17 protein-coding genes are annotated in these 19,581 nt (G+C 47.0%); all 17 read right to left on the bottom strand.

Annotated elements, in window-relative coordinates:
- Window positions 1-30: 30 nt before the first annotated feature.
- On the bottom strand, window positions 31-1,263 hold the full coding sequence (locus PVOR_RS28440) for an argininosuccinate synthase (RefSeq protein WP_006213031.1): 1,233 nt from the start codon (window positions 1,261-1,263) through the stop codon (window positions 31-33).
- Between the two features lie 105 nt (window positions 1,264-1,368).
- Window positions 1,369-2,325 (bottom strand): ornithine carbamoyltransferase, encoded by a 957-nt coding sequence (argF, locus tag PVOR_RS28445; RefSeq protein ID WP_006213032.1) that lies wholly within the window; start codon window positions 2,323-2,325, stop codon window positions 1,369-1,371.
- Between the two features lie 64 nt (window positions 2,326-2,389).
- The gene (locus PVOR_RS28450; RefSeq protein ID WP_006213033.1) at window positions 2,390-3,610 is read right to left on the bottom strand and encodes an acetylornithine transaminase; all 1,221 of its coding nucleotides are present in this window, start codon (window positions 3,608-3,610) and stop codon (window positions 2,390-2,392) included.
- A 238-nt stretch (window positions 3,611-3,848) separates the two neighbouring features.
- Complete coding sequence (gene argB / locus PVOR_RS28455; RefSeq protein WP_006213034.1) at window positions 3,849-4,688, bottom strand: acetylglutamate kinase; 840 nt, start codon at window positions 4,686-4,688, stop codon at window positions 3,849-3,851.
- 32 nt (window positions 4,689-4,720) lie between these two features.
- Window positions 4,721-5,947 carry a bifunctional glutamate N-acetyltransferase/amino-acid acetyltransferase ArgJ gene (gene argJ / locus PVOR_RS28460; protein ID WP_006213035.1) on the bottom strand — a complete coding sequence of 409 codons (1,227 nt, stop codon included), beginning with the start codon at window positions 5,945-5,947 and terminating at the stop codon, window positions 4,721-4,723.
- 18 nt (window positions 5,948-5,965) lie between these two features.
- The gene (gene argC / locus PVOR_RS28465) at window positions 5,966-7,021 is read right to left on the bottom strand and encodes an N-acetyl-gamma-glutamyl-phosphate reductase (protein WP_006213036.1); all 1,056 of its coding nucleotides are present in this window, start codon (window positions 7,019-7,021) and stop codon (window positions 5,966-5,968) included.
- 398 nt (window positions 7,022-7,419) lie between these two features.
- On the bottom strand, window positions 7,420-7,989 hold the full coding sequence (locus PVOR_RS28470) for a GNAT family N-acetyltransferase (RefSeq protein WP_006213037.1): 570 nt from the start codon (window positions 7,987-7,989) through the stop codon (window positions 7,420-7,422).
- 283 nt (window positions 7,990-8,272) lie between these two features.
- Window positions 8,273-9,178 (bottom strand): YitT family protein, encoded by a 906-nt coding sequence (locus PVOR_RS28475; protein WP_006213038.1) that lies wholly within the window; start codon window positions 9,176-9,178, stop codon window positions 8,273-8,275.
- 26 nt (window positions 9,179-9,204) lie between these two features.
- A protein-coding gene (gene prfB / locus PVOR_RS28480) for a peptide chain release factor 2 (RefSeq protein ID WP_100086551.1) occupies window positions 9,205-10,318 on the bottom strand; the annotation gives its coding sequence in 2 pieces (ribosomal slippage) (window positions 9,205-10,245 and window positions 10,247-10,318; 1,113 coding nt in all).
- A gap of 258 nt (window positions 10,319-10,576) precedes the next feature.
- On the bottom strand, window positions 10,577-13,090 hold the full coding sequence (gene secA, locus PVOR_RS28485) for a preprotein translocase subunit SecA (RefSeq protein WP_006213040.1): 2,514 nt from the start codon (window positions 13,088-13,090) through the stop codon (window positions 10,577-10,579).
- Window positions 13,091-13,558: 468 nt separating this feature from the next.
- The gene (gene hpf / locus PVOR_RS28490) at window positions 13,559-14,125 is read right to left on the bottom strand and encodes a ribosome hibernation-promoting factor, HPF/YfiA family (RefSeq protein WP_006213041.1); all 567 of its coding nucleotides are present in this window, start codon (window positions 14,123-14,125) and stop codon (window positions 13,559-13,561) included.
- Between the two features lie 197 nt (window positions 14,126-14,322).
- Window positions 14,323-14,520 carry a cold shock domain-containing protein gene (locus PVOR_RS28495; RefSeq protein WP_006213042.1) on the bottom strand — a complete coding sequence of 66 codons (198 nt, stop codon included), beginning with the start codon at window positions 14,518-14,520 and terminating at the stop codon, window positions 14,323-14,325.
- A 241-nt stretch (window positions 14,521-14,761) separates the two neighbouring features.
- Window positions 14,762-15,445: a hypothetical protein gene (locus PVOR_RS31180; RefSeq protein ID WP_200860851.1), complete on the bottom strand. Its 684-nt coding sequence runs from the start codon at window positions 15,443-15,445 to the stop codon at window positions 14,762-14,764.
- A 28-nt stretch (window positions 15,446-15,473) separates the two neighbouring features.
- Window positions 15,474-16,490, bottom strand: coding sequence for a glycosyltransferase (locus tag PVOR_RS31185; RefSeq protein WP_200860852.1), 1,017 nt, complete (start codon window positions 16,488-16,490; stop codon window positions 15,474-15,476).
- 28 nt (window positions 16,491-16,518) lie between these two features.
- Complete coding sequence (locus PVOR_RS28505; protein ID WP_006213043.1) at window positions 16,519-17,484, bottom strand: hypothetical protein; 966 nt, start codon at window positions 17,482-17,484, stop codon at window positions 16,519-16,521.
- A gap of 31 nt (window positions 17,485-17,515) precedes the next feature.
- The gene (locus PVOR_RS28510) at window positions 17,516-18,421 is read right to left on the bottom strand and encodes a glycosyltransferase family 2 protein (protein WP_006213044.1); all 906 of its coding nucleotides are present in this window, start codon (window positions 18,419-18,421) and stop codon (window positions 17,516-17,518) included.
- A gap of 10 nt (window positions 18,422-18,431) precedes the next feature.
- On the bottom strand, window positions 18,432-19,526 hold the full coding sequence (locus PVOR_RS28515; protein ID WP_006213045.1) for a glycosyltransferase family 2 protein: 1,095 nt from the start codon (window positions 19,524-19,526) through the stop codon (window positions 18,432-18,434).
- Window positions 19,527-19,581: the final 55 nt, after the last annotated feature.

The following is a 19,581-nucleotide window of genomic DNA, read 5'->3' on the forward strand; positions in this document are numbered from 1 at the left end:
TCTGTCTATACGGGCCCTAGCTTGCGAGTCTTATTGATTCTGGTTCACACCAGTTGCCACTTTCAAACGCAGCGCGTTCAAGCGAATAAAGCCGGTTGCATCGCCTTGATCATACGCTTGCGTTGGATCGGCTTCCATCGTTGCGATATCCGGATTGTACAAGCTGACCGGACTCTTCACGCCTGCTCCGATGATGTTGCCTTTGTACAGCTTCACGCGCACCGTACCGGATACGTTCTTCTGGCTTTCGGTTACCAGCGCTTGCAGTGCGAGACGCTCAGGCGCAAACCAGAAACCGTTGTAGACCAAAGTGCTGTAACGGGTAATGAGGCTGTCACGCAGGTTCATCACTTCACGGTCCATCGTGATGGATTCCATTTTGCGATGAGCGGTAAACAGGATGGTTCCCCCCGGAGTCTCGTAGACACCGCGGCTCTTCATACCCACGAAACGGTTCTCCACCATATCCACGCGACCGATGCCGTGCTTGCCGCCCAGCTCATTCAGCTTCTCCATCACCTGCAGCGGACTCAGAGACTCTCCGTTTAGGGCAACGACATTCCCTTGTTCAAAAGTAAGCTCCAGATACTCTGCCTCATCCGGTGCATCTTCGGGAGATACGCTGAGCAGGTACATATCCTTGCTGTCCTCTGCACTTGCATCGAACCAAGGGTCCTCCAGCACGCCGCTCTCATAACTGATGTGGAGAAGGTTGCGGTCCATGGAGTAGGATTTGGCTGCCGATGCCGTTACCGGAATGCCATGCGCTTCCGCGTAAGCAATCATCTCCGCGCGTCCCGGGAAGGAGCTGCGGAACTCCTCGATACGCCAAGGCGCAATCACTTCAATGTCCGGTGCCAAGCCAGCTACGCCCAGCTCGAAACGGACCTGGTCGTTCCCTTTACCGGTAGCTCCGTGCGCAATCGCTGTTGCCCCTTCGGCGCGTGCGATATCCACCATGCGCTTCGCAATCAGTGGGCGTGCGATGCTGGTACCGAGCAGGTACTGCCCTTCATACATAGCACCGGCTTGGAACATCGGGTAGATGAAATCATTCGCGAATTCATCGCGCAGATCGTCGATGTATACTTTGGATGCGCCGGTTGCCAGCGCTTTTTCCTCAAGTCCGTCCAGCTCTTCCTTCTGGCCGATGTCAGCCGTGAAAGCAATGATCTCCGCATCATAAGTTTCTTTCAGCCACTTCAGAATTACGGACGTATCCAGGCCACCGGAATACGCCAGTACGATTTTTTGTTTTGCCATGGTTAAACTCCCTCTCTTTGTTACTAACAACCCTATCGTTCATTATACTAAAGAAAACGTCCGCAGACATTTTCATAGAGAATGCACCCTCTGCTATAAACGGCGTTATGCCATCAAAGCAACCATCAAAGCCTTCTGGGCATGAAGACGATTCTCGGCCTGATCGAATATGACGGAGTTGACGCCGTCGATCACCCCTTCGCTGACCTCTTCGCCACGATGGGCCGGAAGGCAATGCAGGAACAAATAATCCGGCTTCGCCGCCTTTACAAGTTCCTCGTTCACCTGATAGTCTGCAAACGCAACTTCCCGCTGTGCCTGCTCCTCTTCAAAGCCCATGCTGGCCCATACATCCGTATAGATCACATTCGCATCCTTCGCGGCTTCGATTGGATCCTGCGTAATCGTAATGCTGCCGCCGGTTTGTGCTGCGATATCCTCGCTCAGCTTCACAATGCCGGCATCCGCCTCGTAGCCCTTCGGACTGGCCAAGGCCACATGCATGCCCATCTTGGCTCCGCCAATCAGAAGGGAATGCGCCATGTTGTTGCCATCGCCGATGAAGGCCATTTTGAGGCCTTTCAGCTTGCCCTTGTGCTCCAGCACCGTCTGCAGGTCCGCCAGCACCTGACATGGATGCGCCATATCACTCAGACCATTAATAACCGGAATGGAGGCATATTTCGCCAGGTTCACCACATTGTCGTGTCCGAAGGTACGGATCATCAGGCCGTCCAGATAGCGGGACATTACCTGGGCCATATCGCTGATCGGCTCCCCGCGTCCAAGCTGAATATCATTTTTGCTTAAAAAGAGTGCATGTCCGCCCAGTTGGAACATTCCCGTCTCGAACGAAATCCGTGTCCGCGTGGACGACTTCTCGAATATCAAGCCGATCGTCTTGCCTTTCAGCGGCTGATAGACTTCACCGTTCTTCTGCTTGCGCTTAATCTCGATAGCCGAATCCAGCAAGAACTGAATTTCTTCCGTGGAGTATTCATCCAGCTCTATCATATCCCGCCCTTTCAGGCTTAATTCCTTCACTTGTCCGCTTGCGGTCATAAACTTAAATCCTCCTTGCCGTATACTGTTATTGTCAAAGCTACATATAGGATAACGGCTCTCGTTATGCTTGCTGAACCGCTGAATGCTCATGAATCAGTTCTGTAATAATGGATACCGCCTGATCGATTTCTTGTCTTGTCACGTACAGATTCGGCAGCAGTCGAATCACTTCCGGTCCCGCTGTCACGAACAGCAGTCCGCGGCTCTGTCCTTTCAGTACCAGCTCGCCAACCGGCTCCGCGCATTCGATCCCGATCAGCAGGCCTTTGCCCCGAATGGCCTTCACAAAGGGATGACCGCCCAGGCTCTCGTTCAGCTTCGCCATCAAATATTCTCCGGCGTCCGCCGCGCGCTGCGGCACATGATCCTCAATCATCGTCTCGATGGTAGCCTGGATGACGGAGCTCGCAATGGGTGTGCCGCCAAACGTCGTGGCATGGCTGCCTGCCGTGAAGGCTTCGCGCAGATAGCCTTTGCCCAGCATCGCGCCGACCGGGAAGCCGGAGCCAAGCCCTTTGGCTACGGTAAAAATATCCGGCTCAATGCCGTAATGCTCATGCGCAAACAGCTTGCCGGTACGGCCCATGCCCGTCTGAACCTCGTCAACAATCAGCAGCAGACCGTGCTTCTTGCACAGCTCGGTCACGGCTTGCAGGAATTCCGGCTCCACCGGATGCACGCCGCCTTCCGCCTGCACCATCTCGATCATGATGGCTGCGGTATTGTTGTTAATGGCAGCTTCAAGTGCCGGAAGGTCATGCAGCGGGACGCTCTTGAAACCACCCGGCAGCGGAAGGAAGCCTTCCTTCACCTTATCCTGGCCGGTAGCTGTCAATGTAGCCAGCGTCCGTCCATGGAAGGACTGGGTAAACGTAATCACCTCGTAGCGCCCCGTACCCTTCACCTTCTGATGGTAGCGGCGCGCGAGCTTGATGGCTGCTTCGTTAGCTTCCGCTCCACTGTTGCAGAAGAAAACGGCATCAGCACAAGTGTTTGCTGTCAGCAGCGCTGCCGCTTTTTCCTGGCCGGGAATGTGAAACAGGTTCGAGACATGCCACAATTCATCCAGTTGGGCCTTCAGCTTCTCTTTCACTTTCACAGGAGCATGACCGAGATTCGTTACTGCCAGCCCTGCCATGAAATCAAGATATTTGTTGCCTTGATCATCCCATAGCCAGCTGCCTTCTCCTTTTACCAAGGCAATTGGATATCTGGCGTACGTCTGGAACAATGAGCTTTCATTCGCTGCTACGATACCGCTAACCGCTGTTTCTTTTCCCATGACCTTCACACACTCCTTTGCATTTGGACAAAACAGGTTCATCATCATGAACTCTGACTGCCCTTTCATCACTACGCATGCGGATTGTTCTTCCGATCGCTGTTGCCCCCAGATTTTCTATTAAAATGGCTACAACTGTTAAAATCCTGGGGCAAAGGCGACCCCGTTGCTTCTCCAGAACAATTCCGCCTCCTCCGTTGAGGTCGTTCTATTCGTAAAAACTCAATCTGTTCATTTATTATGACATCCGCACAATACGCGTTCCCAGCACTTCTCCACCAAGGACACGGCTCAGCACGTTCGGTTCGCTTCCGTTCACGATGACAACCTCGCTCACTTTGCCATGGATGCAGCTGATGGCCGCTCTGACCTTGGGAATCATCCCCCCGTAGATCTCGCCCGTGCCGATCATGTCTTCAATCTCTTGCACCGTCACGGTCGGAAGCACCCGCTTCTCGCCGCCCGTCCCCTTCATGATCCCGGGCACGTCGGTGACAACAATCATCCGCTTGACCCCCAGATGGGAGGCAACGGCGCCAGCAGCCGTATCTGCATTGATATTGTAGCGCTGACCGGATGAATCCACACCAATCGGCGCAACCACAGGCATGTATCCCATCTTCAGTACACCGCTCAGTATGGATGACTTCACCTTCGTTACATCGCCAACCCAGCCAACCTCCGCATGGTTCGTAACCGGTTTGGCCTCGATCAGTCCTCCATCCGAGCCGGACAAGCCGATAGCAGAGCCGCCCACGCTTTGTATCCGTCTTACAATCCCTTTATTGATAGTGCCTGCGAGCACCATCTCCACAACGTCCAGCACATCCTCCGTCGTCTTGCGCAGTCCATTCACGAACTCGGTCTCGATACCGAGTTTCTCCAGATTGCCGGAGATGGCAGGACCGCCTCCATGAACAATTACAGGATGGACTCCCTTCTGCTGCAGCTCCTTCAAATCCTCGAAGAAGCTGTCCGGAAGTGCAGCGAGCGTGCTGCCGCCGCATTTCATGACAAAGGTATCTGCCCCCGATGTTTGGACCGGCAACGTATCCTCTTGATCGATCGTGCTCTTCATATCCGTCTCCTCCCGATCTATAGGTGATTTATCTACGTACGGTAAGCCGCATTAATGCGGACATAGTCATAGGTCAAGTCACAGCCCCACGCCGTGGCTGATCCATTCCCGATATGCAGCTTCACATCAATGTCCACGGAATCGCCCTGAAGGTAAACCAGTGCGGCATCCTCGTCAAAAGCAACCGGTCTGGACTGCTCCAGCACCGAAATTGGACCTATGGCAATATCAACCGTCTCCGGGTTGACCGGACGACCCGCACGACCTACAGCCGCAATAATGCGCCCCCAGTTGGCATCTGCCCCGAACACCGCGGATTTCACCAGGCTGGAGCCAATGATCGTCTTGGCAATCGCTTGGGCATCATCGTCACACTCGGCACCGTTCACGCGAACCTCGATCAAGCGGGACGCTCCCTCTCCATCACGCGCGATGGCCTTCGCCAGCTGCTGGCACACATGGTGGAAGCCCGCTGCGAACGCATCCCAATCGGGATGCTCCGGTGTCAATGCCTCGTGCTCCGCCAGGCCGCTGGCCATCGCAATCAGCATATCGTTCGTGCTCGTATCCCCATCCACGGTTATCATATTAAAGGTCAGGTTGGTCGTTTGGCGCAGCAGCAGCTGCAGCGCTTCCTGATCAATGACCGCATCTGTCGTCATAAACCCGAGCATGGTTGCCATGTTCGGGTGAATCATCCCCGATCCCTTCGCTGTTCCCGCGATGGTAACCTTTGTACCGTTGACTTGGACGGTGACGCAGGCTTCTTTTTTCACGAGATCCGTTGTCAAAATCGCCTGGCTGAAGCTTTCCGCTCCTTCACTCTCGCCACTGAGATGTGCCGGCAAGCTGGCAATGCCTGAAGATACACGATCCATCTTCAGCAGTTCGCCGATGACTCCTGTCGAGGCTACGGCCACATCGTCTGCATCCAGATTGAATTGCGAAGCCGTGTTGGAACGCATCGTATATGCATCCTCTTCACCCTGCTTACCCGTGCAGGCATTGGCGTTCCCGCTGTTGACAACAATAGCGCGAAGCTTGCCATCCTGCAGACTCTCACGCGTTACCTTCAGCGGTGCCGCCTGAAAAAGATTCGTTGTATATACCGCAGCCGCCACGGCAGGCACATCACATACGATGACACCCAGATCGTTACGGTCTGTTTTCTTAAGTCCACAGTGGAGGCCGGCCGCCTTGAAGCCTTGCGGCGTTACAATGCTACCCCCTTCAATTATCGCAAACGTATTCTCTCCCATGTCTGTATCCCCAGCCGCTTACGGATAAATCGGCGTAAACGTAAGTCCGAGGCTCTCCTCCCATCCCATCATCAAGTTCAGGTTCTGGATCGCCTGACCGGCCGCACCCTTCACCACATTATCAATAACCGATATAATGGTCACTCTGTTTGTTCGTGCATCCACCGCAAATCCGATGTCGCAATAGTTCGAGCCGCTCACTTCTTTTGTTGCAGGCCATACCCCTTGCTCACGGATTCTCACGAACCGGCGGTCTTTGAAATACTGGCGGTACAGCTCAATGAAATCCTCTTCCGTATAAGGACCGTTCAGCGTTGCATACATAGTGCTCATAATGCCACGTGTCATCGGTACGAGATGGGTCGTAAAGGTAACCGTGATCGGTTCACCCGCCACCTGAGTCAACACCTGCTCAACCTCAGGAATATGCTGGTGCTTATTCACCTTGTAAGCTTTGAAGTTCTCGTTGATCTCGGCATAATGGGACGTCAAACTCGTTCCCCTTCCGGAGCCGGACACGCCGGATTTGGCGTCGATAATCAGCGAAGAGGCATCGATCCATCCCGCGCTGATGGCCGGGATCAGTCCGAGCAGGGTCGCTGTCGGATAACAGCCCGGATTGGAGATGAAATCCACATCGCGGACCTCCTCGCCAAACACTTCGCATAGGCCGTATACCGCTTTTTCCAAAAGCTCCGCGCTCGGTGCCGGGTGCTTATACCACTGCTCATATATCCCTCCGTCTTTCAAGCGAAAATCGCCTGAAAGGTCAATAACCTTAAGGCCAACTTCCAGCAGCTCCGGCACCAGCTTGGCGCTAACGCCAGAAGGTGTCGCGGCAAACACCAGGTCAGCCACCTCTGCGATTTCCGCTGGATTTACACCATCCAAATTCCGGGTGACGATATTCGTCAAATGCGGAAAACCATCCGATATGGGTGCCCCCGCACTCGATGAAGAAATCACCGACGTAATCTCAACTCGCGGGTGTGATTGCAGCAAGCGGATCAGTTCCACTCCCCCGTAACCGGTAGATCCAACAATGGCAACTCTTAATGTGTTTGTGTCCGTCATATCCTCATCCTCTCCCCCAGGAACAGCTATAGGACCTTAGGCAAGGTCCCATTCAGCCAGTCCCTTCATCTCTACATCTTACGGATACGGTTCATGCTTCCGGTCGATTCCCGTTGTTCCCCGAAATCTGTATATCTTAGGTGTATAGAAACAAGTCGAGCCGCTGCGAATGCTCCTGAAATGCTTCTTCTTCATGAAGCTGCTGCTGTCAGGCGGCCCTTTACCTTGTTCGGAATGTTTCCGTGTCCCGCATTGAATTGTGGCTCTCTTACTAACAAGTTTCCCATTGACCTATCCGTCTCATAAATATGTATTATTATACGACCGTATTCATATAAATACAATGGATTATTCAAATTTGGTCCAATTTTCATGCATGCTCCATGATCCTTCAACCTTTAATTAGCCGATTCATAATCTTCTTTTAGTATGGAGAATAATTTAAGGTCCCAATGCTGCCCCTTGATCTTGATCCCTTTTCTTAACGTGCCCTCATAGGACATGCCGATCTTCTCCATCACACGCTGGGAGCCGATGTTCTCTGTAATGCAGCGGGCCTGGATGCGTACAAGCTCCATCTGGCCAAAGCCCAGCTTCAGCAATGCAGTGGCCGCCTCTGTCATAAGTCCTTGTCCCCAACAATCGCGTGCCAGTACATAACCGATCTCGGCACTCTGATGCCCGGGCTTCCACCATACAAAATCCACCGTCCCCACCATACGTCCGCTTTCCTTCAGCTCAATCCCCCACGGGGCGATATCATGCTTCGCATATTGGGCCAGTATAAATTGAATGAATCGCTTACTGTCATTAACGGAGCGGTGGGTTTCCCAAGTTACGTGTTTTGTAACCTCATCATCGGAGGCATAGACATACATCTCGTTTGCATCCTGCATCGATACTCTGCGAAGACGCAGACGTTCTGTCTCCAGCACTGGCAAATTACCATAGATCTGTTCAATCTCCATCATCCCCTACCCCCTACAAGTTTAGTTTCCATTATATGCTCTTTACTAGAAAAATAAAGGAGAATTCAAGCCTGCCGCTACTGGGGGTGGATGTTGGCCCCATAAGAAAACTATCTGTCATTGTATCTTCACAGAGGGCAGACTGCGTTAGGGAAGATTTTTTGCGATGATCGAACTTCCAGCTTCACTGAAATCGGATTCGTCTGAAAATAGAAAAAGAGACAGTGATATACACCGTCTCTTCCTATCGCCGAGAATGTCTCGGCCGCTGTATTCTATTGGCTTACGCCTTAATATTGCGGAATCCTTCACCCAATACCTCATGCGCATTGCTGATAATTACAAAAGCATTCGGATCTACCGACTGGACCACTGTCTTTAGACGGGGAATCTCGCTCTGCCCGACTACCACCATCAGGACGGTTCGATGTTCACCCGTATAGCCTCCCTCAGCGGTTAGCTTGGTTAATCCCCGGTCCAAATCCTCCAGAATAGCCTTCGTTATCGGCTCGTTATGATCGGATATAATGTAGGCCACCTTGGTAAAGCTGAAGCCAAGCTCAATGGCATCAATCACTTTGCCTGTAACATACAGTCCAATCAGTGCGTATAACGCCTGCTCCAGTGACAGCACCAGTGCTGCCGATGAGATCACAATCGCATCCAGCAGTACGACACAGAGGGAGAACGTCAGACCGCTGTATTTTTGCAAGAGCTGTGCCACGATGGTCAGCCCGCCCGTCGACCCCCGGCCGCGATAGACCAGCCCCATCCCGATACCGACCCCGATTCCTCCATAAATGGAGGCCAGAAGTGGATTGGAGGTTGGGATTGGCCAGTCCTTGGTCAGGAAAACAAACAACGGCAGAATCACGCTGCCCAGCAGGGAACGAATGCCGTAATCGCGTCCAAGCAGCCAAAAGCCGAGTACAAACAATGGGATGTTCAGTGCCCACTGCGTAAAGGCCGGTTCAATGCCGAGCCATGATTGCGCAAGAACGGACAAACCCGACACGCCGCCGGAGGCAATGTGATTCGGGAGAAAAAATAAATTGAATGACAGCGCCATGATAAAGGAGCCGATGATAATAAAAATTGCGTCCACCGTCTGCCGAAGGGGACCGTTGATCGGAATCAGGGGTTCTCTTTTTCTTTTGTTAATCGATGGATTGCCAGCGGATTGCGCCATAGTTCTTCAAATCTCTCCTCAACGTCCTACTCGACTTCCTGCTTGATCTGACTGCGCAAATAGCCATCGATAAAAGCATCCAGATCTCCGTCCATGACGGCTCCAATATTACCGGTCTCCACCTGTGTACGGTGGTCCTTAGCCATACTGTACGGATGGAATACATACGAACGAATCTGGCTGCCCCAAGCGATTTCCGACTGCTCGCCGCGAATTTCCGCCAATTCCTTCTTCTGCTCCTCGATTTTGCGCTCGTAGAGCTTGGAACGAAGCATTGTCATCGCACGCTCACGGTTCTTGATCTGAGAGCGTTCATTCTGACACGTCACCACCACGCCGGTTGGCAAGTGAGTGATCCGTACGGCCGAGTCCGTCGTATTGATATGCTGACCCCCTGCGCCACTGGCACGGTAGGTATCAATCTTTAGATCCTCGGTGCGGATATCCAGCTCGATTTCATCATTGATTTCCGGTACCACATCGCAGGATACAAAGGAGGTATGACGGCGACCGGAAGAGTCGAATGGTGATATGCGAACCAGACGATGAACTCCTTTTTCCGCTTTCAAATATCCGTAAGCATTGTAGCCCTTGATCAGCAGCGTTACACTCTTGATTCCCGCTTCGTCGCCTGGCAAGTAATCCAGTGTTTCCACCTTGAAGCCGCGCTTCTCCGCCCAGCGGGTATACATTCGGTGCAGCATTTGGCCCCAGTCTTGCGACTCGGTTCCGCCCGCTCCGGGATGCAGCTCAAGGATGGCATTCATTTTATCGTAAGGCTGGTTCAACAGCAGCTGAAGCTCAAATTCCTCCACGCGCTTAACCAAGTCCTTAATTGTCTCGCCAATTTCTCCTGCAAGAGAGTCGTCGCCCTCTTCATCCGCCAGTTCAGTCATAACAACAGCATCATCGTAATCCTGCTGAAGTTTTTGATACTGATCCACGGATGATTTCACAGCATTCATCTCAGCAATGAGCGCTTGGGCTTTTTCATTATCGTCCCAAAAATCCGGGGCAGCCATCTTCTCCTCAAAATTCTCAATCATTTCCTGTTTGAGATCTAAGTCAAAGAGACCCCCTAAGATTGGTTAGTTTCTTGCTGATTTCACGCAGGTCCTGCTTCACACTTGGTTCGATCATGAGTCCCTCGTCCTTTCTTATCTATACGTAATCGTAATAACTTCAGTATACCCTCTCCTGCATGGAAAACGTTCCATATTCAAGAGAAATTTATGCGACTTTACTAGATCATTCGTTATTTATTCAGATAAACTCCCTTAAGCGCAGCAGAGGTTTCGGATCGCTGTGGATAAGACCACAATGACCGGTTCATCTGCTGCTCTTAAGGGAGTTGAAAAATCAGCGCCTATACACAAGGCCGTTTTATGAAAATGTAGCTTAAGCGTTCTGTCCGTGGCAGTGCTTATACTTCTTGCCGCTGCCGCAAGGACATGCATCGTTCCGGCCGATCTGTTCAGCTACTTGCACTGGACGCTTCTCGGCTGGCTCGCTGCTGCTGTTCGTGGATACCTTGTTCTCCTCCACGACAGCCTGGCGCTCCTGGTTCGTTGCGATCTGCGCCTTCATGATGTACGTTGCCACTTCCTCTTGAATCGTAGCGATCATGGCATTAAACATCTCAAAGCCTTCGAACTGGTATTCGCGAAGCGGATCGGTACCGCCGTATGCACGGAGATGAATACCTTGACGCAGTTGGTCCATCGCATCGATGTGATCCATCCACTTGCTGTCTACCGCACGCAGCACGATAACTTTCTCGAACTCGCGTACCATCTCTTCACCAATCGCCTCTTCACGCTCTGCATACTTCTTCATCACGCGCTCAAAGATAAATTCCGTGATTTCTTCCGATTCTTTGCCCCACAGATCTTCGCGGGTAATTGCACCCTCGTCCAGCAGCTTGCTGTTAACGAAGTCTGCCACTTCTTGCAGTTCCCAGTTCTCCGGAATATCATCGCTGCAGTGAGCCTGAACAACCCGTTCAATGACTGGCTTCATCATCTCAACAACGATTTGTTTAATGTCTTGGGACTCCAGAATCTCGCGGCGTTGTTTGTAGATGATCTCACGCTGCTGGTTCATCACGTCATCATATTGAAGAACGACTTTACGCATGTCGAAGTTATTGCCCTCAACCCGCTTCTGCGCGGATTCAACCGCACGGGTAATCATCTTGCTCTCGATCGGCTGATCTTCTTCAAAGCCAAGACGCTCCATCATGTTCAGAACGTTGTCTGTACCAAAACGTTTCATCAGTTCATCGCCCAGGGACAAATAGAACTGAGTGGATCCTGGGTCACCTTGACGACCGGCACGACCACGCAGCTGGTTATCGATCCGGCGCGATTCGTGACGCTCCGTACCGATAATGTGAAGTCCGCCAATATTCTGCACGCCTTCACCCAGCAAAATATCCGTACCGCGTCCCGCCATATTCGTCGCGATCGTTACAGATCCCGGCTGACCGGCGCGTGAGATGATTTCCGCTTCCTCTGCATGGTACTTCGCATTCAGAACTTTATGCTGAATGCCTTTGCGTTTCAGCATTTCCGATAAACGCTCGGAGTTCTCAATCGAAACCGTACCCACCAGGATCGGTTGATTCTTTTTATGACGTTCCACGATCTCCGTAACAACTGCCTTGAACTTGCCTTCTTCGCTCTTATAGACAACATCCGGCATGTCGTTACGCTGATTCGGTTTGTTTGTAGGAATCTGGAGCACTTCAAGACCATAAATCTTCTTGAACTCTTCTTCCTCTGTCTTCGCTGTACCGGTCATACCTGCCAGCTTGCGATACATACGGAAGTAGTTCTGGAAAGTAATCGTCGCCAATGTCATGCTCTCGTTCTGAACCTCGATGCCTTCCTTCGCTTCAATCGCCTGGTGAAGACCGTCGCTATAGCGGCGTCCTGCCATCAAGCGGCCCGTGAATTCGTCCACGATAACCACTTCGTCGTCGGTGACAACGTAATCCACGTCGCGGCGCATAATCACGTTCGCTTTCAGCGCTTGTACAATGTGGTGGTTCAGTGTTACATGGTTCTGGTCATACAGGTTTTCGATACCGAAGGAACGCTCCGCCTGGGCAACACCCTTTTCTGTCAGAGCTACGGATTTGACCTTAATATCTACGGTATAATCCTCTTCTGCCGTCAGGCGCTTCACGAAGCGATCCGCTGCAAAATACAGCTCGGTCGATTTCTGAGCTTGTCCCGAGATGATAAGCGGCGTACGCGCTTCGTCAACCAGGATGGAGTCCACTTCATCAATGATACAGAAATAGAGTGGACGCTGAACCATCTGCTCTTTGTAGAGGACCATGTTGTCACGCAGATAGTCAAAGCCGAACTCGTTATTCGTTCCGTACGTAATATCGCATGCATAAGCATGCTGTTTATCCGGGTGTTCCATACCGCTCAGGTTAACCCCAACGGTTAGACCCAGGAAGTTATATATTTGCGCCATTTCCTGGCTGTCACGCTGTGCCAAATAATCATTGACGGTTACAACGTGAACCCCTTTGCCAAGCAGGGCATTTAAGTAAACCGGCAGCGTACCCACAAGGGTCTTACCTTCACCGGTCTTCATCTCTGCAATTCTGCCTTCGTGGAGGGCCATTCCTCCGACCAGCTGTACGTCGTAGTGACGCTTGCCGAGTGTTCGTCTGGAAGCCTCACGGACTGTCGCAAACGCTTCGGGAAGCAGTTCCTCCAGCGTCTCACCTTTCTCGATCCGCGCACGGAACTCCTCGGTTTTCGCTTGCAGCTGCTCATCGGAGAGCTTCTCAAAATCCGGTTCCATTTTGTTGATTACATCGACCGTCTTCATGAGACGTTTGACATCACGCTCGTTGGTGTCGCCGAAAATCTTTTTGACAAGTCCTAGCATGGTTAACCCCTTTCGTGCAAAACAAGTGATAGAATCAACTTCATTAAATGCCAAAGGGTTAAATGATGAAATCGATTCATTGATTCCTTATGATGGTCCCATTTCATGCAGGCTAAAAAGCCTGTCCCGTAAAATGAGGGTTTGCATAAATTGTAACAGTTTGTAAGGGATGCCGCAACAATATGTGCTTTCACAAGAGATGTCTGTTACGTGAAGCCCTACTCTATGAGACGCGAAGACGTCCTGAAAAGTTGCGTGGAGCATTTACCCAGTCGTTGACAATGGGATTATATTCATTTTAGTAGCAAAACTCTACATCTAAAGAGGCGCAGAATAGACGTCCATATATCCAAATAAAGAGCCCCACCCGCTAACACGGATGAAGGCTCATCTTACAATTTCGATTTCATTTTAAAATTCGAACCGAACCTGGTGCCTCTGCATTCCTTGAGGAATGCCGCTTGAGACTTAGTCCCGCTCGATCAATCCGTACTTGCCGTCATCACGCTTGTAGACGACATTTACTTCTTGTGTGTCAATGTTGGAAAATACGAAAAAATTATGGCCTACCATGTTCATCTGCAGGATCGCTTCTTCCACGTCCATGGGCTTCATGGTAAAACGTTTCGTACGGACTACTTCGTAGTTGTCCTCGTCGTACTCCACTTGCTCTGCATCCATTTGACTGGTTGCCGCTGCCCCGTTCTCCGCAATGAGCGTCTTCAGTCCGCCTTCTTGCTTGATCTTGCGGTTCAGCTTGGTTTTGTGCTTGCGAATCTGACGTTCCAACTTGTCCACAACGGCATCAATGGAAGCGTACATATCGTCGCTTCGGTCTTCCGCACGCAGTACCACGCCTGTGAGCGGAATGGTCACTTCCACCGTGTGCAATCCTCGAATGACACTGAGTGTAACGTATCCTTCGGAGGTGGGGGGTGCATCAAAATACTTATCTAGCCTGCTGAGTTTCTTGTCAACATAGTCTTTCAAAGCATCGGTCACATCAATTTGTTGACCTCGGATAGTGAATTGCATTGGGCACTCCTCCTTTGCACCTTCATTATAGCATTTTGTAAAGCCCATGTAAAAAGACAGAATTGTGAATTTTAGCACAATATTTTTCGGAGGTCGGATACAAAAAAAAGACCCCGGAAGTTCCGGAGTCTTGGGCTAGCGAATCTCCAATTGTTAACCATCAATACCGTTTATGTAGGTCGGCTATGCCGGGATGATTAGATTTTGATTACGTTAGCAGCTTGCGGGCCACGAGCGCCTTCAACAATCTCGAATTCTACGGATTGTCCTTCTTCAAGAGTCTTGAAGCCTTCGGATTGAATCGCGGAGAAGTGTACAAATACGTCGCCGCCGTCCTCAGTCTCGATGAAGCCATAACCTTTCTCTGCGTTGAACCATTTAACTTTACCTTGCATGCACTAACATTCCCTTCATTGTCAAATAAAGTGTGACACTAATTGTCCACATTTCCGACTATAGCACCCGTCCAATCCAGTGTCAATTACCAAGAAAAAGGTTTTCTGCTGCAGAAAAAACAGAAAAATGTCGACTTGGCTCCACGACTGAGTTGGCAGGCGTAAAAAAGGCGGACAAAATTAGGTTTAGGTTTATTTACCCGGGGAGGGTGGGGGTGAAACAGGTAATGAATACAGATTTTTATTGAGCAAAATCCTTTATTACCTCCAGAAGCTGATTATACGATTTTTCGTTAACTTCCCTCAGACGATCTATAAATTGGCTCGCATTTGATGATTCGCCTATGAAACATAAAAAATAAGAAATATTGTAAAGTACCTCTTCGTTATTATTGTCTAAATAAAATGCATTTTCAAAAAATGGCAGTGCTTTTTCATATGAACCTACAGAAAAGTGGGATACTCCAATGGTGTTTAATAACTCCGCTTGGTTCTCATTTACCGATAGTAATACGGACTGGATTACCTCATCTGCAGTATAAGCACTAACCCTGTTGACAATGATTTGAGTCTCCTCGGTGTGATCCATAATATACTCAAAAGTCTCGTCTAGATCATGCTTTTTCGCACTTACTAAGTATTGATAGACATTAAACTGCTCCATAACTGCCGGGCTCACTATCCCGGACAATCTATCGGTTATGCCTTTGCTTTGATTAGACAAAGTCTTAGCAGCAATATCGAGTTTATAGTACCCAGACTGTAATATCATCTTCTTCAGTTCATGAAGCGTAAAGAATCTTACGTGTGTTCGATCAAGTATACCTGCTTCTGTATAAGTAAAGGACCCTTCTAGAAGACCATTAATTACAGTGTAATGCATAAGGTTCGGAATGCTAACCAATAACTTGCCATCTGTTTTCAAAAATCTTTTCAGATTCCTCAATACTTTCCTATGGATCATAAAGATGTTCAAGTACATCCGCAAGAATGATATAGTCAAAGAAGTTATCATCATATTCCATTAATCCTCGTTCAGCATCATAATTCCGAACATCAGCTATCATAGATGCAACCGATGAAGCAGCCTCATCTATCTCTATACCGTATAGATTGCTATTTGGATATCGATGCTTGATATTCATAAGTGTACCCCCGCAAGCACATCCTACTTCTAAAACATTTAATGGGGCTTCAGGATCGCTATTCATCATGTTTATGATTTCAAATCGTATATTCTGAGAATAAATAGGATTAAACCCCCACTTTTCTTCAAACTTCTTGGCATTAACTTTCATTAATTTGCTATAAGAAGAATCTTCTCGAAAAGATACACTCCCGTAATGATGAATGAAGGTATCCTTACATAACACAAGTTTATAGCCTGCTTTGCGGATTCTAAGTGAATAGTCGTCATCTTCATAGTTGCCAGGTGTGAAGCGTTCATCTAATAAACCAATTTCATCTACGACAGATCTTTTGATAAGGTAACAAAATCCGATTAGTTTAAGGCGTTGTTCCCACTTACTTTGATCTGGGACATTATGGCCCGCAGCAAATGCATGCATCTCATGTAGATTGTTATAAGATACAGGAATTGTTTGTGCATACGAACAGTTGTTAGTAATACAACTAACCGCTCCGAATCGCTCATCACTGTTTATGCAATACAGCATATTGTTTAACCAATTTTCTGTGACCACTGTATCATTGTTTAATAGAAGTATATAATCTCCAGTAGCTACTTCAATGCCTTGGTTACAACCCTTAGGAAATCCTAAATTACTATCATTAAGAATGGTTATGATGTCTGACTGTTGCGATAGCCATTGTCTAGTTTCATCTGTGGAGTTATTATCTACAATAATAATTTCATAAGTACCTGAATTGGTATATTGACGAATACTCTCTATACATTGAATTGTATAGTTAAGTTGGTTATATGTTAGTATTACTATGCTCGTTTTCAATCGATAATCCTCCATCCCATATGCTTCCTCATCTACTCAAAAAATTATAATGTTCTAGTTTGTTTGCCCATTTTGATTTTGGTGTGGAATTTTTCATCGCTTGAATTAAATTAAACAGCTTATAGCTGTCATTATTTTTTATGCATATTTGGTACATGCTCTCAAGTACATTAAATGTAGATTCTTGTTCGTTTGCAAATTCATAAAAACGCATACTCTCGTTGTAATTCCCCACCGCAGCTAACTGATCTGCTATCCATACTAATGCGTCCCTGTCAACATTCGGCAACTGCAAGTCCATTATATTAATAGCAATGTCATTAAAACCATAATTCGCCAAAATCTTAGCAAAACTGAATTGTAGATTATACGAAGTCATCTGACTAACAAAATAATCTATCGTATCGAATTCATGTAACTGTATTAGTTTTTCAAAAAATCTTACTAATAGCTGTTCTAAATCTTTAGCCCAATGATTATTATTTAGTTCTTCTCGTTCAAGGCATCGAATAATAAGTTTATAGTCTTTCTCCCGTAAAGAAAATTTATGTTTATATTTTTGAATTAATACTTTGTCTTTCGTCAGGATCGAACAAAGCATCACGTCTTCTAATTCATCTACATCCACAATGTGCTCAATTTCATACCATATACTTGCTGCTTCATTATACCGTTTGCTATATAAATAACCTGCAGCTAATATAGATTTGTCAACATTGTGATTGTATAACTCACAAAATCCATAAAGTAGTGGATGACGTAATTTATATAGAACACCAATCATCTCTTTTAAATCATCTAGCGAAGATATCTCCCATGTTTTAGAAATAAATTCGAAAGCATCCTTGAATGATGTATTCTTTGTAATATCCAACAATAACTTGATTGACGGCATATAATGCTTATTAATTCCTAATGAATCCGTTACCTTCTGAATGGCTTGGGTCATGTCTCCTTTTCTTAAGGAGATTCCTGCCAAGGAAGTTAAAGCCATATAACTCCCCACTCCATGAAAAGTCATTAACTCATGGTTCCTTACATACTCCAATCTTAAGACAATGGTTAAAACTCTCACTTGCATCATTAATATAATGAAGAGACTCATAAATTTGTCCTTGCAAATAATATAGGTCAGTATAATTGGGATAAGCTTCAATCGATTCATGACATATTACTAGAGCTTTATCGAATTGTTCTAACTCCATGTAACACTGTATTAGACTAGTAATTAACTTGCAGATATAGCTATATTCCATACTTAGAGGAAAGGCCTTTTCAAACGTTTTAATAGCCTGTTCATATTGCCCCATCATTTTGTACTGAATACCTAAGTTAAATAATCCAAATCCCGTTTCTTGCTCTTCCAAATCCTCTAACAATATTTTCAAATTCCGTTGCTCTTTATTTTTCTCAGTTATAACATCTTTCATATAACCATCGTGATTGATCATTACTTCTAAGTGATCTTGTGTAAAAAGAGAGTCTGCCGGAATTATGATTTGCTCATGTATTCTTCCGAAAAATTTTAATTCTGGTACGTTTCTAAACAAACGTATTACGGGATGTATTGTACTAATACCGCCTCTCAAGAAACTTTTTATACTTAAAAAATAAATATCTTTTTCAAGAGACTCTAGAAGTAATAGTATCTGGTCCGCACTTTCTAAATATTCATCTGCATCTAGAACTAAAACATAATCACTCTGTGCATACTTTATTGCCTCATTGCGTGCCTTTGAAAAGTCATTTACCCATTCGAATGTGTATATTTTAGCGCCGAAACACTCAGCGATCTCTTTTGTATTGTCTGTTGATCCAGTATCTACAATAATAATTTCTTCTACTAAACCCTGTACACTCTTTAAACAGCGTGCAAGAAATCTCTCCTCATTCTTCACTATCATACACAGGCTTATGGATGGTTTACTCATATCTTCTCTCCTATCTTGACAACAATTTCAGCCTGGCACCCGCAATTTGATACCCTTGTTGGACGGCAAATAAATAATGAGAATAAGCTTTATCAATCTCACCAATGATTTCCCAATAGACTCCAAGGTTATAATGAGCTTTATAGCTGCCAACTCCCATTGTAGTTTCATATTTAGTCGAATCAGCTTCTCCCAGTTGCAAACAATAATTAAATACTGACGGCACCATTTTAATAGCGTCAGGATGGTTCATGGAAGTTAACGATAAACCATATATAAAGTATAAATCGGTATAATCACTGAAAATTTCAATGCCTTCTTCAATATATTTATTCAGAAGACTAAAACTTTTCATATAATACAAGGAATAACATAAAGTGAGCCACGCACTTGAAGCATAAGTAGAGCTTGTCAAAGAATTTAATGGTATTGATTTTAATACTTTCTCCAAATATCTAACTGCTTCGGGATAGTTTTTTGCAACAAATTGAGTTTTTCCAATCTGATAAATTACATAGAGATCATGTGGTGATGATTTTTCCATTTCAGTCAATATAGTTAAATTTCGCTGAATTTTCTGTCTTTCAATCATTATTTCGTCTTTATAACCTAAATGATCGATGATGATATTGGTTTGAGAACTTTTGGGTGTATTCCCTTGATATTGAAGTTGTTCGTGTATTCGTCCATTATAACGGTAATCTGGTAGGTTGGGGAATATTCGTGTAGCTTGTCCAAATGTTATATCATTATCATGTACTATATTTTTTATAACAACTCTACCAGGATTAATAGTTTCGTATTCAAAGAATTTCATGAGTTGATCAGAACTAGATTGATTTAAACGCTCATCAGCATCCATAACAAAGATGTAGGGCATAGACGCCCTCTCCAATACAGAATTCCTCGCATCTCCAAAATCATTCTTCCAATCCATTCTGAATACTGTGGCGCCATGTTCCCTAGCTATACTTTCCGTCATGTCAGTGGATCCAGTATCTCCAATCACTATTTCTGAAACAAATTCCTTTACGGAGTCTAGACAATCTTTAATAAATTTCTGTTCATTATTTACAATCATGCATAATGATACAGGAAGCTTCATTAGGATACCTCCTTTATTTTAAAGATAATCAGGGCGCCTAAAAGGCACCCTGATA

Origin of the sequence: Paenibacillus vortex V453 (assembly GCF_000193415.1) — a bacterium.
Classification (GTDB): Bacteria; Bacillota; Bacilli; order Paenibacillales; family Paenibacillaceae; genus Paenibacillus_AQ; species Paenibacillus_AQ glucanolyticus.

What these genes read in the sequence shown, in the direction of transcription:
- argC (WP_006213036.1), bottom strand. Translation starts at nt 7,021, where the DNA reads ATGACGGACACAAACACATTAAGAGTTGCCATTGTTGGATCTACCGGT.
- secA (WP_006213040.1), bottom strand. Translation starts at nt 13,090, where the DNA reads ATGCTAGGACTTGTCAAAAAGATTTTCGGCGACACCAACGAGCGTGAT.
- PVOR_RS28510 (WP_006213044.1), bottom strand. Translation starts at nt 18,421, where the DNA reads ATGAGTAAACCATCCATAAGCCTGTGTATGATAGTGAAGAATGAGGAG.
- PVOR_RS28440 (WP_006213031.1), bottom strand. Translation starts at nt 1,263, where the DNA reads ATGGCAAAACAAAAAATCGTACTGGCGTATTCCGGTGGCCTGGATACG.
- argJ (WP_006213035.1), bottom strand. Translation starts at nt 5,947, where the DNA reads ATGGGAGAGAATACGTTTGCGATAATTGAAGGGGGTAGCATTGTAACG.
- PVOR_RS28450 (WP_006213033.1), bottom strand. Translation starts at nt 3,610, where the DNA reads ATGGGAAAAGAAACAGCGGTTAGCGGTATCGTAGCAGCGAATGAAAGC.
- PVOR_RS28515 (WP_006213045.1), bottom strand. Translation starts at nt 19,526, where the DNA reads ATGAAGCTTCCTGTATCATTATGCATGATTGTAAATAATGAACAGAAA.
- hpf (WP_006213041.1), bottom strand. Translation starts at nt 14,125, where the DNA reads ATGCAATTCACTATCCGAGGTCAACAAATTGATGTGACCGATGCTTTG.
- PVOR_RS28495 (WP_006213042.1), bottom strand. Translation starts at nt 14,520, where the DNA reads ATGCAAGGTAAAGTTAAATGGTTCAACGCAGAGAAAGGTTATGGCTTC.
- argB (WP_006213034.1), bottom strand. Translation starts at nt 4,688, where the DNA reads ATGAAGAGCACGATCGATCAAGAGGATACGTTGCCGGTCCAAACATCG.
- argF (WP_006213032.1), bottom strand. Translation starts at nt 2,325, where the DNA reads ATGACCGCAAGCGGACAAGTGAAGGAATTAAGCCTGAAAGGGCGGGAT.
- PVOR_RS28475 (WP_006213038.1), bottom strand. Translation starts at nt 9,178, where the DNA reads ATGGCGCAATCCGCTGGCAATCCATCGATTAACAAAAGAAAAAGAGAA.
- PVOR_RS28505 (WP_006213043.1), bottom strand. Translation starts at nt 17,484, where the DNA reads ATGGCTTTAACTTCCTTGGCAGGAATCTCCTTAAGAAAAGGAGACATG.
- PVOR_RS28470 (WP_006213037.1), bottom strand. Translation starts at nt 7,989, where the DNA reads ATGGAGATTGAACAGATCTATGGTAATTTGCCAGTGCTGGAGACAGAA.